Genomic DNA, 15,464 nt, shown 5'->3' on the forward strand with positions numbered 1-15,464 from the left:
TCCTCCTTCGTCGTCGTCATACATTTGTAACATGCTATTGACATTTGTAACAAGTAACCCCAACCTTGTTTTATCGCCACTCTGGGAGGGGTTGATCGGCGCAAGCGCGCCGGTCGGCGAAAACGGCTATGGAGAGGAAAACGAAATGACGGCAAAGTCTTCGATGGGCGCCCGCTTGCGGCGGGCGATCCGCTCGTTCGCGGCGGGTGCTGCACTGGCGACGCTCGGATTGGCAGCTGCGGGTGAGGTGAGCGCAGCCGATCGCGTCAAGATCGAATGGTGGAATGCGGCAGGCGGGCGCCTGGCCGAAATCACCAACAAGCTGATCGCCGACTTCAATGCCTCGCAGGACAAATACGAGGTCGTCGGCATCGGCAAAGGCAATTACGAGGAGACCATGGCGGCGATGGTGGCCGCCTACCGCGTCCGCCAGCAGCCAGTGCTGATCCAGGCGGCCGAGCGTGGATTTCTGACCATGTACAATTCCGGCGCCATCATTCCGGTGCCGCAGCTGATGGAAAAGGAAGGCTACAAGATCGACTGGAACGATTTCGTCGCGCCGGTCGCCGGTTTTTATCTGGTCGACGGCAAGCCGGCGGCGATGCCGTTCAACAGCTCGACGCCGATCTTCTGGTACAATGCCGATCACTTCAAGGCAGCCGGTTTCGACAAGCCGGGCGAGACCTGGCAGGAGCTCGACAAGCAACTGCGTGCCATCAAGGAGAAGGGCGTTTCGAAGTGCCAGATGGCGCTGGCGAACGACTTCTACTGGAGCCTGATCGAGAACTACGCGGCGATCCAGGACCAGCCTTACGGCACCAAGGCGAATGGCTTCGGCGGCCTCGACACCGAATTCATCTTCAACAAGAGTCCGCTGGTGGTCGGCCAGGTGACGCGCCTCAAGACCTGGCTCGACGCCGGCATCCTGCAGATCGCCGGGCAGGGCCTCTCGCCCGACCAGCTCTTCACCTCGGGCACGTGCTCGACCTATGTGGCTTCCACCGCGGCGCATGCTGCCGTCGAAAGCGGTGCGAAATTCAATTGGAGTGCGACGTTCCTGCCGCATGAGGAAGGCATCGAGCCGAAGAACAGCACCATCGGCGGCGGCGCGCTCTGGGTCCTGAAAAGGCAAGTCGGAGGAAGAATATGCCGGCGCTGCCGCCTTCCTGAACTTCCTCGCCTCACCGAAGACGCAGGTGTGGTGGAGCAAGCAGACCGGCTATGTGCCCGTCACCAACGCCGCCTATGAACAGGCCAAGTCCGAGGGCTATTTCAAGGATCACCCGACCCGCGAGATCGCCATTCTCCAGCTCACGCGCGGCACGCCGACGGACAATTCGCGCGGCTTCCGTTTCGGCAACCATAACCAGTCGATGGCGCTTCTGGTGGAAGAGATCCAGGGCGTCTGGACCGGCCAGAAGACCCCGCAGCAGGCGCTGGATGCGGCGGCAGCGCGCGGCAACCAGATCCTTCGCCAGTACGAGCAGCTTCATGCAGCAAAGTAGAACCTTGGGAAAGATGGAAGGCGCCGCCCGGCGCCTTCGCATCCCGGATCTTCTGTCGACGGGCCGCTCGGTCGCGCAGCCGTCGGAGGCCGGGTTGAAGTCTGCCCACTTCAACAGGCCCTGGCTTGCCTTCGGCCTGGTCGCGCCGCAGCTGCTGATCCTGCTGTTCTTCTTTTTCATCCCTTCCTACAAGGCGCTGTCGCTGGCCTTCGTTCAGGTCGATCCCTTCGGCGGCACCCAGATTTTCGTCGGGCTCACGAATTTCTACAATCTGTTCGCAAGCCCGGAATATCGCGGCAGCGCGCTGTTTACGCTCTGGTTCACCGTTGCACAGAACGCTGCAACGCTTCTGCTTGCCGGCTTGTTCGCCTTTGCGACCGATTTCGTGATCAGGGGCAGGGGGATCTACAAGAGCATCATCCTGCTTCCCTATGCGATCGCGCCTGTCATATCGGGCGTGATCTGGGCCTTCCTGTTCAATCCGGCGGTGGGGCCGATCGCGCAGCTTCTGCATGGGTTCGGCGTCGAATGGGACCCGAACCGGCGTCCCGTCGATGCGCAGCTTCTGGTGACGATCGCCTCGGTCTGGAAGAATGTCTGCTACGATTACATCTTCCTCGTCGCCGCATTGCTGGCCGTGCCTGCCTCGCTGCTGGAGGCGGCAAAGCTCGACGGCGCAAGACCCGTCCGGCGCTTCTTCACCATTTCGCTTCCCTTGATTTCGCCGACGATCTTCTTCCTCGTGGTGATGAACTTCGTCTACGGCCTGTTCGAAACCTTCGGCATCATCGATGCGGTCACCCGCGGCGGTCCGGCGGGGGCGACGAACAGCCTGGTCTACAAGGTTTATCAGGATGGTTTCGTGCAGCTCGACCTCGGCTCGTCGGCCGCCCAGTCGGTGCTTTTGATGCTGATCGCCATCCTCTTCACCATCGTTCAATTCCGCGCGCTCGAGCGCAAGGTCAATTACCAGGTGTAGCCATGCCCGAACGCCATCTCGGTCTATCGATCTTCTGCCACGCCATATTGTTGATCGGCGCGGTTTTCGTCTGCCTGCCGCTCTACTTCGCCTTCGTCGCCGGCTCGCTCACCTTGCAGGAGGTTCAGCAGGCGCCGTTCCCGATCTTGCCCGGCTCGCATTTCTTCGAAAATCTGGCCGCCGCCTGGCAGCAGGGCGAGTTCTCCCAGCTATTCCTGAATTCGATCATCGTCACCGCCGGCATCGTCGTCGGCAAGCTGGCGATCTCGCTGATCGCCGCATTCGGCGTCACCTATTTCCGCTTCCCGTTCCGCATGACGGCGTTCTGGCTGATCTTCGTGTCGCTGATGCTTCCGGTCGAGGTCCGCATCATCCCGACCTATGAGGCGGTCGCCGATGCCGCCGGGCCGATCCGCTGGCTGGCCGGCATGATCGGTCTTTCCAGCGTCGTCGAACGGCTGACCGGATACAGCATCGAAGCCTCGTTGAAATGGAACATGGTCAACAGCTATGCCGGCCTGATCCTGCCGCTGATCGCCTCTGCCTCGGCAACCTTCCTGTTCCGGCAGTTCTTCCTGACCGTTCCCGACGAGCTTTGCGAGGCGGCCAAGCTCGACGGCGCCGGTCCGTTGAAGTTCTTCAAGGATATCCTGCTGCCGCTGTCGAGCGCCAATATCGCGGCGCTGTCGATCATCCTGTTTCTCTACGGCTGGAACCAGTATTTGTGGCCGCTGCTCTTCACCACCGACAAGGAGATGGGAACGGCCGTCCTCGGGCTGAAGCAGCTCGTTCCGGTCTCCGACTCCGCGCCGGCCTGGAACATTGCGATGAGCGCTGCGCTGCTCGTCATGCTGCCGCCTGCGGCGGTCATTCTCTTCATGCAACGCTGGTTCACCAAGGGGCTGGTGGACTCCGGAAAGTAACACGCGACATCTCAAGGAAATTCAGACGATGGTGCATATCATCGGCCACCGCGGTGGCCGCAATCTCTGGCCCGAAAACAGTCTTTCGGGCTTCCGCAAACTCGCGCAAATGCCGGTCGACGGCGTGGAATTCGACGTCCACCTGACGCGGTCTGGCGAAATGCTCGTCATTCATGACCCGACGCTCGAACGCACGACGGATGCGCGCGGCCTGGTCGCCGATCTCGGCCCCGGAAAACATCGTGAAATCCGCCTCAAGGACAGCGACGGGGAGGCGATACCTACATTGGAAGAGGTCCTTGCCATCTTCAAGGCCACGCCGCTCGAACTTCACATCGAACTGAAGACCCATGCCGATGGGACGCCTTACGAGGGGCTGGCGGCCAAGGCATTCGCCGCCGTGGAGCGGCTTGGTCTTGTGGGGCGCTCGATCTTGACGAGCTTTCATCCCGATGTGCTTGCCGATATTCGCAAGGCCGCTCCAGGAATTCGCACCTTGTCGTCCTTCGACGCCAAGTCGGCCGAGCGTCTCGGCCTTGCGAGCGGCATCAGCCTGATGAAGCAGTGCTCGGATATTATCGCAATCGAGAAGTCGCTGCTTCAGGCGAAGTGGGACGAGATCACCCGGCTCGTGCCGCTCGACCGGCTCGGCGCCTGGGTTCCGAACGAAACGAGCGATCTCGAATACTGGCTTGCCAAACCGATCCGGCAGATTACCACGGATCGGCCGGATCTCGCCTTGCAGGCGCGGAGGTGAGGCATGCTCGATAGCCGCATCGATCATCCCGGCACGCGAGGCGTCATGGACAGCATCGACCTCGTGATCTTCGATTGCGACGGCGTGCTGATTGACAGCGAGCCGATCGCCAGCCGCACGCTCGCCGAAACGCTTCAAGGCGCCGGTATTGCGATCAGCGCGGCGGAGGCTCATGTCAAATTCACCGGCAATTCGGAAAGCATCATCGCCGAAATGTGCCGGCGCGAATACGGAATCGGTGATGTCACCGCGCTGTTCGAGAGGTGGCATCTCCATCTGTTCCAGGAATTCGAACGCTCGCTGACACCGATTGCCGGCATTGCCGAGGTCGTCAACAACCTCGACCGTCCGAAATGCGTCGCCTCGAACAGCACGATGCGGCGGCTGCGCAACAGCCTCGGCAAGCTCGATCTCTGGAGCGCCTTCGCCGAAGGCGTGTTCAGCGCCGAAGCTGTCTCGCGGCCGAAACCGGCACCCGACCTGCTGTTGCATTGCGCCGAGCGCTTCCGGGCCCGTCCGGGCAAATGCATCATGATCGACGACAGCGTCCACGGCGTGGCGGCGGCAATCGCCGCAGGCATGACGGCCATCGGTTTCGTCGATCCGGCCGATCCGAGGCCCGGCCGCCGCGCGGTGCTCGATGCCGCCGGAGCGGCCGCCGTTGCGACAGGGGCGGGGGAGCTCACCGCGATTCTCGAAGATGTCGGAGGGAGGCTGTGACGGCATCTGCCCCGCGTGTTGGCCTCCTTGCCATGGCGCCGCGACTGCGTAATGTCAGCCTCCCCGGCGGCGATCAAACCAGACATAGAGTTTGAAATCCGGCTGAAACTGCCCATTAACCCGATCGCAGACGATCTGAAGCGAGAGACCATGAGCGACACATTCCACACCCCGGAAGCGGATGCCAGATATGTCATCGGCGTCGATGTCGGCACCGGCAGCGCCCGGGCCGGCCTGTTCGATATGGCCGGCAGCATGCTTGCCTCCGCCAAGCGCAATATCAGCCTGTTTCATGAAGCCGGTTCCATTGTCGAGCAGTCGAGTAGCGAAATCTGGCGCGCCGTCTGCGCGGCCGTGCGGGAGGCGGTTGCCACAGCCGGCGTCGATCCCGCTTCCGTGGTCGGGCTCGGCTTCGACGCCACCTGCTCGCTCGTCGTTCTCGGCGAAGGCGGCAAGCCGCTGCCCGTCGGGCCTTCGGAAGATCCGGAACGGGACATCATCGTGTGGATGGACCACCGTGCCGTCCCGCAGGCGGAGCGCATCAACGCCTTCGGGCATGATGTGCTGCGCTATGTCGGCGGCCGCATCTCGCCCGAGATGGAAACGCCCAAGCTTCTCTGGCTGAGCGAAAACCGCCCCCAGGTGTTCGATGCCGCCTGGCAATTCTTCGACCTTGCGGATTTCCTCACCTGGCGGGCGACCGGCGACCTCTCGCGCTCGACCTGCACTGTCACCTGCAAGTGGACCTATCTCGCCCATGAAAAGCGCTGGGACAGCAGCTATTTCCATCAGATCGGCCTCGGCGTGCTGGCAGACGAAGGCTTTGCCCGCATCGGCACGTCCATCGTCGAGCCCGGTTCGGCGCTCGGTGAGGGACTGACCGCTGCAGCGGCCGAAGAACTCGGCCTGGTACCGGGCACGGCCGTCGCGGCCGGGCTGATCGATGCCCATGCCGGCGGTGTCGGAACCGTCGGCGCCGATCCGCAGGCCAATCTTGCCTATGTCTTCGGGACCTCCTCCTGCACGATGACCTCGACGGCGGAACCGTCTTTCGTTTCCGGCGTCTGGGGACCTTACTATTCGGCGATGGTGCCGGGCCTCTGGCTGAACGAGGGTGGCCAGAGTGCCGCCGGCGCGGCGATCGACCATCTCCTCTCCTTCCATCCGGCGGCCGGCGAGGCGAGGGAGCTTGCGACGAGCGCAGGCACTGCGCTGCCGGTCCTGCTGGCTGACATGGCCGCCGGCAAGGCGGGCCGTGCCTCCGATGCCGTCAGGCTGGCGGCCGGGCTGCATGTCGTTCCCGAGTTCCTCGGCAACCGCGCGCCCTTTGCCGATCCGCATGCCCGGGCTGTTATCGCCGGTCTCGGCATGGAGCGGGATGTCGACAGCCTCGTCTCGCTCTATGTCGCCGGGCTTTGTGGCATCGGTTACGGCCTCAGGCAGATCATCGAGACGCAGGCCGAGGCGGGCGTCACCGTCGAAAACATCGTCATCAGCGGCGGCGCCGGCCAGCACGACTTCGTCCGCCAGATGCTCGCCGATGCGAGCGGCAAGCCGGTGGTCGCCACGACCGCCGAGGAGCCGGTGCTGCTCGGGGCGGCCATCCTCGGGGCCGTCGCCGGCCGCCAATTTGCCGATGTGCGCGCGGCGATGAGCGAACTCACCGGGGTGGAAACACGCTTTCAGCCGTCTGAGGGTGAGATTTCGGAGCTCCACCGCAAGCGCTACGAATCCTTCAAGGAGCTTCAGACGCTGGCGCGCAAGCTTCGCAGCGATGGCTGATATGTTGGCATGACAGAGGGCCTGCCTTTGGGACTTGGTCTAGTTATGCAATTGAGACAACGTACAGCGCAGTAGGGTCTATCGTTCGATTTCCAACAACAGCCCGAGTTCCATCCTCAGTGAAGCCACTGGCATCGGGGCTACTTTAGACCGTGCGTTGACAGGAGTATGGCGCCGGCCCGGTCCTGAGAAGGGCCGGGCTTTAGCGTGCGAGGCATAACGGTTCCGCCGCAAACAGCCTCATCCGACGCTGTCCTTGATGCAGGACGGAGCCGGTGCTGTACTGCCCACATACGTGCGGTCAGGCGATCGCGCCGCCGTCGGCGGTCAGGGTAGCGCCTGTAATCACGCTTGCGGCTGGACTTGCCAGAAAGACAACAGCGTTTGCGATTTCACGCGGCTCGCCATAGCGTCCCAAAGAGGTCAGGCTTCGCTGGAAATCGGCAGCCGCGCCGTCCGCCGGGTTGGCATCCGTATCGGTCGCCCCGGGCTGCACAAGATTAACGGTGATTCCGCTCGGGCCGAGTTCCCGCGAAAGGCCGCGGGTGAAGGATGTAAGTGCCGCCTTAGACATCGCATAGGGCGTTATGCCCGGAAACGGCACCCGCTCTCCCAAAGCCGAACCGATGGTGATGATCCGCCCCCCTTCTTGAAGATGGGGGATAACAGCCTTGGCGAACAGGACTGGCGCTCGTACATTGACGTCCATCACAGCCTGAAAGTCGTCGACGTTGAGGTCAGCGATTGTCCCGGTGTGCCCAATGGCTGCACTGTTAACGAGGATTTCAAGTCCACCAAGTGCGGATACCGCTTCCCTTACTGCGCGTGTGATGGCGTCCGGGTCGGAGCTATCGGCCTTAATGGCGACTGCTCGGTGCCCCTTGCTCTCGATGGATTTAGCCACCGCTTCGGCTTTTTCGACCGAGCGTTGATATGTGAAAGCTACGTCGGCGCCATTCTCCGCCAGCGCCAGCGCTATAGCGGCGCCGATACCCCGCGATCCGCCGGTTACCAATGCACGCTTTCCTTTGAGATCAATCATATGTTGTCCTTTCCAGTTGGTCGCTTCAAGCATTCAGGCGAACCGCGGACGCCGCGAACGCGCTCGTCGGTTTGCTCCGCCAATCTGGTGTGCGCGGTAGGCACCTCGTAGTGATGAGAAATGCTTAACTGTGTTGCGTAAAGAGGAACGTCGGCCGACATGTCTCGAGTCAGAGGCTCGGCTGCCTTTGCTCAGGCGATGCTAGCTCTAGTCTGGCAGGGAGGCCGGTTGCTCCAGAGCGGTGCGGGTCTGACCAGGCCGGGTTTGATCTGCACCATTGTCAGCATCCACTTTGCAGGGATTTGTGCCTTTGTCGACATCGACGTCACGGGAGCTTTCAGCGTCACGTTGGGATCAGCCTGGACGACACGCTCCGGCAGATCGGTCGGCGAAACGACCGGCTGTAGCAGGTCAAGGCTGCGGCCAGCTGGCCAGGAGCGACAACACCAACCGGAACATCTGGCGCGCAGAGCTTGGGACACTCGCTCTTGCTTCTAGGCGCCGCCATCGAAGCACTGGATCAACATCTCAGTCAGCACACGGACTTTCCTGGAGGGATGTTGTCCCGGCGGCCTGACCACAAATATCCCTGCGGGAGGCGGCGGGTAGCGAGACATCACCTGAACGAGGGCGCCGGAAGCTATATGTTCATCGGTAAGGCCATCCGGAAGCCTGGCGACACCGATTCCCGCCAATGCGGCTGCCAAGAGAGCCACACCGTTATCGGCCTTGAAGCGACCTCGTGGACGAACAGTTAGAACCTTATCCCCATCGGTGACCTGCCACGCTTCCGTTCCTTGCATCAGAGCCTGATGATCGAGAAGTTCGTCTGGCGTCTCGGGTGAGCCATTCGCAGCAATATATTCCGGGCTAGCGACGAACTTTCCGTAAAGCGGGCCGACACGTCTGGCGACGAGATTGGAGTCCTGCAGATAGCCCACGCGTATGGCGCAGTCGAAACCTTCTGTGACGAGGTCGACGAAGCGGTCCGTATAGCAAGAGTAAATGTGCAATTGCGGGTGCTGGCGCGCCATTTGAGAGAGTACGGGAGCGAAATGTGTCGGACCGAAGGACAGGGGCGCAGCAACCCTCAGGCGACCGCAAAGCTCACCAGCCGGCAGGATGGTCTCTCGCGCCGCGTCCATCTCCGCAGAGATTCTTGCAGCGTAGTCCCGGAAAGTGGCGCCTGCTTCGGTGAGCGCGATGCCCCGGGTCGTCCTGGCAAGAAGCTGTGCGCCAAGGTCGGTTTCAAGCCGCGCGATACGCCTGCTGACCATCGACTTGGAGATGCCAAGCCGCTGCGCAGCGGACGTCACTCCACCCGCATCAGCAACTTCGACAAACGTCCTGAGGTCTTCGATTTCCACTCTGCGTTCCTCTTCTTGCGACACAGCTCAGCAACATCGAGGACTACCGCATCGAATGAGGGAATGACAAGTTTGCCGCGGATTGTTCCCGAAGAGGAGCGTCCAAATTGTGCCAACGAACCGCCAACTTAGGATATTCCATGACCTTTCGTAACGGCCTTAATTCACTCCTTCGTCCCGAAGACTCGGTGCTTGTCCTGATTGACCACCAACCTTACCAGTTGGCTAACGTCAACAGTCACGAGCCCACGATGGTGGTCAACAACACGGTGGGTTTGGCAAAAGCAGCAAAGGCTTTTGGCGTGCCCACGATCCTGACGACGGTGATCGCCGAGCGGGGTGGCAAATTGTTCCCCCAAATCGCCGAGGTATTCCCTGGCCAGGAAATCATCGACCGGACATTCATCAACACCTGGCAGGATCAGAAGGTCGTAGATGCAGTCAAGGTGACCGGCCGCAAGCAGCTGATCATCGCCGGACTCTGGACCGAGGTATGCGTCGCAATGCCGGCAATTCAAGCTGCAGGCGAGGGGTGGGATGTCACGGTCATAACCGATGCATCCGGCGCTGTTTCAGTCGAAGCGCATCAGGTCGCGATCCAACGCATGATTGCTGCGGGCGTGAACATGATGACCTGGCTGGCCCTTGCGGCTGAATGGCAACGCGACTGGGCTCGTGCCGATCAGGCCGCAAAGGTGACCGACGTCATCGTGCAACATGTCGGCGGTAGTGGCATCGCTTACCTGTGGGAGCAGCAGTTGCTAAATACCCCTGTGCCAACCGCCTCCGTAGGGGGGTAATCGGCAGGGATGACGAGAAATCAAGCGGAGCAGGGATTTCGCCTCAGGTCTAGCTCGTCATCCCAGCCAGTCGACCGTGATCGACATTTTATCCCTAGGTTGATGATGTCGCCGGAGTATTTCAATCATGGGCGCGGCCGGTTGATGGAAGGCCGTACCTGCCATCGCGAACTCTGAACGCTGGCCGCTCATAGCTAAACGGATTGCAAAGACGTCTCATGGAAATTGGTATCGATAGTTTCGCAGCCATCCTCCCGGATCCGGCGACAGGTCAGCTTCCGTCTCCTAGGAATCGCATGGCCGAACTTATCGAGGAGGTTATCGCCGCTGACCGTGTCGGCCTCGACGTCTTCGGCATTGGAGAGCATCATCGAGGTGAATTTCTCGATTCTGCGCCCACAGTCATACTGGCCGCAGCAGCAGCCCGCACTGAGCAAATCAGACTGACAAGCGCCGTGACAGTCCTGAGCGCCGCCGATCCAGTGCGGGTCTTTCAGGAATTTGCGACCCTTGATCTGATTTCGCGAGGCCGTGCGGAAGTGGTCGTCGGCCGTGGATCATTCGTTGAGGCCTACCCGCTATTCGGTCTTGATACACGAGACTACGACGACCTCTTCGCCGAAAAGCTCGACCTGTTTCTCAAGCTAGGGGAAGCAACGAGCGTCACATGGGAGGGCCGGTTTCGTCCGGCACTCAGAGGGCAGGGCGTGTTCCCCCGTCCTCATCAGCCGCAAATGCCGGTGTGGATCGGTGTTGGCGGCACTCCGGAGTCGTTCGCGCGGGCCGGTGCACTCGGCCTGCCGCTGATGGTCGCCATCATCGGTGGCAGCTTTGAACGCTTCCGTCCACTGATCGATCTCTATCGCGAAGCGGGCAGGCGTGCAGGACACGGCCCCGAGATGCTCAGGGTCGGCGTACACGCAATGGGCTTCGTTGGCGAGACGAACGCTGCAGCTAAGGAAGGCTTCTTTCCTGGGTGGGCGCATCTGACAGCGAAGATAGGTCGCGAGCGCGGCTGGTCGCCGCCAACGCGTCAGCAGTTCGAAGCCATGGCCGGTCCTGAAGGTGCTTTTCTTGTCGGTGATCCAGCAACCGTCTCGGCCAAGATACTCCGGGCCAGCGAGGAACTTGGCGGCATTTCCCGCATCACCTTCCAGATGAGCACCGCCTCCCTTGAACCGGCAGCGATGAAGCGTTCAATTGAACTGCTTGGGACTGAAGTTGCCCCCGTCATCAGGGCTTCAGGACGAAAACCGTGAGTTTTCTAGTCTTCGACGAAGACAAACCCGTGTCGCCGCTCCAGGCGCCAGTCGCGACGCAGTTTGAAAAGGTGTCGCAGAAAGGCTTCGTGCGGCTCGTGTGAAGTCCAATTCGGGCACAGGCTGGCTTCGCCTTGACTTATCGGTTTCATGAACGCCAACAGAAAAGGACGATGTGCATGAGTTGGAACCCCGGCATTGAACCAGGATGCCCTGATCAGATTAGTGTTGATGCGATCGAAACGCTAATCGTTCCCCGAGCTCGCGATCTCGGCGGTTTCGAGGTCCGGCGCGCTTTGCCGGCGCCGAAGCGGCAGATGGTCGGGCCGTTCATCTTCTTCGATCAGGCCGGGCCAGCCGAGTTGTTGACCGGTCAGGGGATTGATGTTCGGCCGCACCCGCATATCGGTCTTGGCACTGTCACGTATCTCTATCGCGGCGACTTCCACCACCGTGATAGCACCGGAGCCGACCAGATCATAAGGCCGGGGGAGTTGAACTGGATGGTTGCGGGCCGCGGCGTATCCCATTCGGAGCGTACCAGTGCGGCGGCTCGAACCGGCCCGAACAGCTTGTTTGGAATTCAGACTTGGCTGGCTCTGCCAGAAAGTCATGAGGAGATGGCGCCCACGTTCGAGCATCACGGCAAAGCTGCGTTGCCGATGATCGAGGATGAGGGCGTTTCGGTACGACTGATCCTCGGAAGCGCCTACGGAAAACAGGCGCCTGCGACGATGTTCTCGGAAACCTTCTACGCTGATGTGAAGCTGGAACCAGCCGCGCTACTGCCGATGCCGGATGATCACGAGGACCGGGGTATTTACATCGTCGAAGGTTCAATCTCGATCGCCGGCCAAGAGTTCAGCGCGCCGCAAATGATGGTGTTCCGCCCCGGAGACAGGATTACTGTAGCGGCCGGTGACAGAGGAGCGAGGATTATGATCCTCGGTGGCTCGACCCTCTCGGGACCCAGATACATCTGGTGGAATTTCGTCGCCTCGTCGAAGGAGCGCATCGAAGACGCCAAGGCTGAATGGCGAGCACAGAATTGGGGCGAAGGACGCTTCGACCTTCCGATCGATGACCGGGATGAGCATATCCCACTGCCGGACTGATGGAGGACACCGCTCTCGCGCGGGGCGAGCTTGCACTTTCCGAACGTCCAGACGCGATCACGTGGATCCGAAAAATTTGGAGATAACGAAATGAGCAACAAATGGCCTCGACTCGACTACCTCAGCTGGCGCGAGACGTGTTCCGCCCTGCATCTCTACCTCCAGGTCGCCGGGAAGTATCGATTGGCTCATACGCCATGGCTCAATCACTCCTGGAATGCGACTTTCTACGTAACGCCCGCAGGCCTGACGTCCTCCGCAATTCCGGACGCTTCCGGGATCGAGATCCTGTTCGACCTTCATGATCATAAGGTGATAGGGGTGAGCGGGGACGGCCGCCGTGCGTCGTTCGCGCTGGGGCCTTCCACTGTCGCGGAATTTCACGACCATTTTGTTCAGTTGATTGCCGAGCTTGGGGGCGCGCCGGACTTCCACGGCCAGCCAAACGAAGTCCCGAACCCTGTGCCGTTCAGCGAGGATCGCCGTGACCGTCCTTACGACCGTGATGCTGTTCAAAGATTTCATCAGGCGTTGATGGCCATAGACCGTGTATTAAAGACGTTCAGGACGTCTTTTCTCGGCAAATCCAGCCCGGTGCACCTCTTCTGGGGAAGTTTTGATCTCGCCGTCACGCGTTTTTCGGGACGGCGGGCTCCAATCCATCCTGCCGGTATTCCTGGATTGCCGGACGGCGTTGCACAGGAAGCCTATGATCGGGAGGTTTCCTCGGCAGGTTTCTGGCCAGGCGGTGGCGGCCTCGACTATCCTGCCTTTTACGCATACGCCTACCCGACGCCTAACGGCTTTCGAGGGGCGACAGTTGAGCCGGATGCTGCGTTCTGGCATGAGAGCCTGTCGGAGTTCGTCCTGCCATATGAAGCAGTTCAATCTGCGGACGGTCCTGATGAAGCGCTGATGGCGTTTCTCGTCTCGACCTACGAGGCTGCTGCCGATCTAGGAAAGTGGGACCGGGACTTGCTTGAGTGCACCCATGGCCGCAAAGGTAAAGCCCGAGCGCCGGACGCAGAGCATTTGGGCAATCCCATTCGGCTGGTCAACGAGAAGGTCGAGCGGGAGGATGGGTCGTCGAAGGGGCGCTACAGGATTACGGTCGATGGCGTTGAGGCCGAGATGACCTATAGTCGAGCTGGCAAAGACCTCATCATCATCGACCATACCGACGTTCCTGCCGCGTTGCGTGGCCAAAAGGTCGGTGAGCGTCTTGTGCGCCAAGCGGTAGAGGATGCACGGCGTGACGGACTTGAAATCATACCGCTCTGCCCGTTCGCAAAGGCCCAGATCGGACGTCATCCAGAGTGGCAAGACGTTCTTCGGAAGTCGTGAGACGTGCCGATCGATTCGGTAACCCGCGGAACTGGAGGATGGCATGAAGGAAAGAAACGGCATATTGCAGGATTCCGCTAAGGCATTGGTGGCTGCAGTCGATGAAGCGATTGATCACGCCGTCAGAACCGCGGGTCATGAGCTGCGGTCAACCGGCTTAGGCACATCACCACATGACCACTTCGCCGACGCGATTCTTCGCCACGCCTTCCTTCGCCTGTGCCGAGCCCGATCCAACCACCTACACCGGAGGAGATCCGGAAGTCGCATGGAAAATCCTCTATGCGGGCCGCAACGTCGCTCGTCATTGGGAGAGGGAGCGTGGCGGAACAGGAGCACTCCGGAAGAAGAAAGAACGCCAGGGGGATATCGACAAAGACGATAGTGAACGACAGCAGTTGGCACATTCTGCTCAGAACTTCGCTTTGAGAACTGTCATCTGTGCGCTGGTCGAGCACGTGCGCGCCTCGGATCCGCAGATCGACAGCCGGTTGGAGGCGGCGGCCGACGCCCGGCTTGCAAGGCTTGAGAACGTATCGAACACAGACCGGGAATTTACCGAAAGCGCGAGGAATTACCTGTCGCTCCTCACTGCACCGCCAGAGTAGGAGCAGCCGCATAGCCGAAGCGACACGTATAAATGAGAAATGATGCATGACACAAAGCAATCCGGTCCTAACTCCTGCCGAGAGGAAGATCGCCGACATCATCCAGCGCGCTGACAGGGAGTTGTCTGCTGCGGTGTTGCTGGCTTTGGAGGAGGCGACCAAGCAGGCCGCCGACGACATGCGAGCGGCTGGCCAAGAAGAAGCTGCGCCGGCACTACAATACTTTGCAGCCGTCGTTCATCAGCGAATGTATTGCCTGATGTGCGGTGCGGACCCGGACACTTTCGAAGGAGGCGATCCTGACATCGCCTATAATGTGATCCGCAACTGCCAGAACATTGCAAAGCACTATTGGTCGGCAGATATCGAGCCCTATCCACCAAGGGAGATTGAGCGAAAGCAATAGAAAGGTCGACGTTCCGCTCCCGCTCCAATGCATTTGCAAGCTTTTTAAACACCCAGCGCGCTACGGCTGATGCGCCCCGCAATTCGGGACCGCCGGATTTTCCCAACTAAAATATTTGCCGGGCTCGGCTTGACGGCCCGGTCGGTTTGCCGCATAAAGCTCACGAACCGTACCGTACGGTACGTATATGGGAGCCGTGACCGTGTCTGTCGATACTGCAGAGCCGAGCGAATTTTCGCCGCGCCAGAACGCCGTTCTGGAGCAGGCGTTGCGGTTGCTCGTCGATGGCGGCGAGAAGGCGCTGACGACCTCGGGTGTCGCGCGTGCCGCCAATTGCTCCAAGGAAAGCCTCTACAAGTGGTTCGGCGACCGCGATGGTCTGCTCTCGGCGATGATCGCCTATCAGGCGAGCAAGGTGCGCACCTTCGAGCGCAACGGCGAGCGGCTGACGGCGGCGAGCCTGCACGACCACGTCGTCATTTTCGCGCGCGACCTGCTGGAGGTGCTGGCCGGCGACGTCTCGCTGGCGCTGAACCGGCTCGCCATCGGCCAGTCGCATCGCGACGGCTCGAAACTCGGCAAGCTCCTGCTCGAGCGCGGCCGCCGCCAGATCGACCGTCGCGCCATGGCGCTGATCGATTCCGGCAAGAGGGCAGGGCTCCTGCGCTTCGCCGATGCCGATGAGGCCTATCATACGCTTTACGGCCTTGTGGTCTCCGACCTGCATGTGCGCATGCTGCTCGGCGAACCCGGCCTCAAGGATACCGCGCGCCAGGCGGAGAAGGCGGTGACCGCCTTCCTCCGGCTCTACGGCACGGAAAAGGTACTGGCGGAGATGCCCGCTCTCGGCTGATTTC

Annotated in this window: 14 protein-coding genes and 1 pseudogene; 13 read left to right on the forward strand and 2 right to left on the reverse strand. The window is 60.9% G+C overall.

Annotated elements, in window-relative coordinates:
• Positions 1 to 145 precede the first annotated feature (145 nt).
• The 6 genes and pseudogenes from MHI61_RS09640 to MHI61_RS09665 all read left to right on the forward strand — a co-directional run bounded on the left by MHI61_RS09640 (position 146) and on the right by MHI61_RS09665 (position 6,666).
• Positions 146 to 1,505 (forward strand): annotated as a pseudogene (locus MHI61_RS09640) (extracellular solute-binding protein).
• Between the two features lie 13 nt (positions 1,506 to 1,518).
• On the forward strand, positions 1,519 to 2,484 hold the full coding sequence (locus MHI61_RS09645; RefSeq protein ID WP_239792817.1) for an ABC transporter permease subunit: 966 nt from the start codon (positions 1,519 to 1,521) through the stop codon (positions 2,482 to 2,484).
• Positions 2,485 to 2,486: 2 nt separating this feature from the next.
• The gene (locus MHI61_RS09650) at positions 2,487 to 3,407 is read left to right on the forward strand and encodes an ABC transporter permease subunit (protein WP_239791816.1); all 921 of its coding nucleotides are present in this window, start codon (positions 2,487 to 2,489) and stop codon (positions 3,405 to 3,407) included.
• Positions 3,408 to 3,435: 28 nt separating this feature from the next.
• Positions 3,436 to 4,164 (forward strand): glycerophosphodiester phosphodiesterase family protein, encoded by a 729-nt coding sequence (locus MHI61_RS09655; protein WP_239791817.1) that lies wholly within the window; start codon positions 3,436 to 3,438, stop codon positions 4,162 to 4,164.
• Positions 4,165 to 4,167: 3 nt separating this feature from the next.
• A complete protein-coding gene (locus tag MHI61_RS09660; protein ID WP_239791818.1) occupies positions 4,168 to 4,884 on the forward strand; it encodes an HAD-IA family hydrolase in 717 nt (238 codons plus the stop codon).
• A gap of 150 nt (positions 4,885 to 5,034) precedes the next feature.
• Positions 5,035 to 6,666, forward strand: a complete 1,632-nt coding sequence (locus tag MHI61_RS09665; protein ID WP_239791819.1) for an FGGY-family carbohydrate kinase — start codon at positions 5,035 to 5,037, stop codon at positions 6,664 to 6,666.
• Between the two features lie 301 nt (positions 6,667 to 6,967).
• Here the strand turns inward: MHI61_RS09665 and MHI61_RS09670 are convergent, their stop codons facing one another.
• Together MHI61_RS09670 and MHI61_RS09675 are read right to left on the reverse strand one after the other, a co-directional pair.
• On the reverse strand, positions 6,968 to 7,708 hold the full coding sequence (locus tag MHI61_RS09670) for an SDR family oxidoreductase (RefSeq protein WP_239791820.1): 741 nt from the start codon (positions 7,706 to 7,708) through the stop codon (positions 6,968 to 6,970).
• 494 nt (positions 7,709 to 8,202) lie between these two features.
• A complete protein-coding gene (locus MHI61_RS09675; RefSeq protein WP_239791821.1) occupies positions 8,203 to 9,075 on the reverse strand; it encodes a LysR family transcriptional regulator in 873 nt (290 codons plus the stop codon).
• Positions 9,076 to 9,215: 140 nt separating this feature from the next.
• Here MHI61_RS09675 and MHI61_RS09680 point away from each other — a divergent pair, with 140 nt between their 5' ends.
• From MHI61_RS09680 to MHI61_RS09710, 7 genes are all read left to right on the forward strand, one after another.
• A complete protein-coding gene (locus MHI61_RS09680) occupies positions 9,216 to 9,875 on the forward strand; it encodes a hydrolase (protein ID WP_239791822.1) in 660 nt (219 codons plus the stop codon).
• A 218-nt stretch (positions 9,876 to 10,093) separates the two neighbouring features.
• On the forward strand, positions 10,094 to 11,134 hold the full coding sequence (locus MHI61_RS09685; protein ID WP_239791823.1) for an LLM class flavin-dependent oxidoreductase: 1,041 nt from the start codon (positions 10,094 to 10,096) through the stop codon (positions 11,132 to 11,134).
• A gap of 179 nt (positions 11,135 to 11,313) precedes the next feature.
• A complete protein-coding gene (locus MHI61_RS09690; RefSeq protein WP_239791824.1) occupies positions 11,314 to 12,249 on the forward strand; it encodes a pirin family protein in 936 nt (311 codons plus the stop codon).
• A gap of 90 nt (positions 12,250 to 12,339) precedes the next feature.
• Complete coding sequence (locus MHI61_RS09695; protein ID WP_239791825.1) at positions 12,340 to 13,593, forward strand: DUF5996 family protein; 1,254 nt, start codon at positions 12,340 to 12,342, stop codon at positions 13,591 to 13,593.
• A gap of 173 nt (positions 13,594 to 13,766) precedes the next feature.
• Positions 13,767 to 14,201, forward strand: a complete 435-nt coding sequence (locus tag MHI61_RS09700; protein ID WP_239791826.1) for a hypothetical protein — start codon at positions 13,767 to 13,769, stop codon at positions 14,199 to 14,201.
• Between the two features lie 46 nt (positions 14,202 to 14,247).
• Positions 14,248 to 14,607, forward strand: coding sequence for a hypothetical protein (locus tag MHI61_RS09705; protein ID WP_239791827.1), 360 nt, complete (start codon positions 14,248 to 14,250; stop codon positions 14,605 to 14,607).
• Between the two features lie 187 nt (positions 14,608 to 14,794).
• The gene (locus MHI61_RS09710) at positions 14,795 to 15,460 is read left to right on the forward strand and encodes a TetR/AcrR family transcriptional regulator (protein ID WP_239791828.1); all 666 of its coding nucleotides are present in this window, start codon (positions 14,795 to 14,797) and stop codon (positions 15,458 to 15,460) included.
• Positions 15,461 to 15,464: the final 4 nt, after the last annotated feature.

Source organism: Rhizobium sp. K102 (genome assembly GCF_022385315.1).
In the GTDB taxonomy this organism is placed as follows: domain Bacteria; phylum Pseudomonadota; class Alphaproteobacteria; order Rhizobiales; family Rhizobiaceae; genus Rhizobium; species Rhizobium croatiense.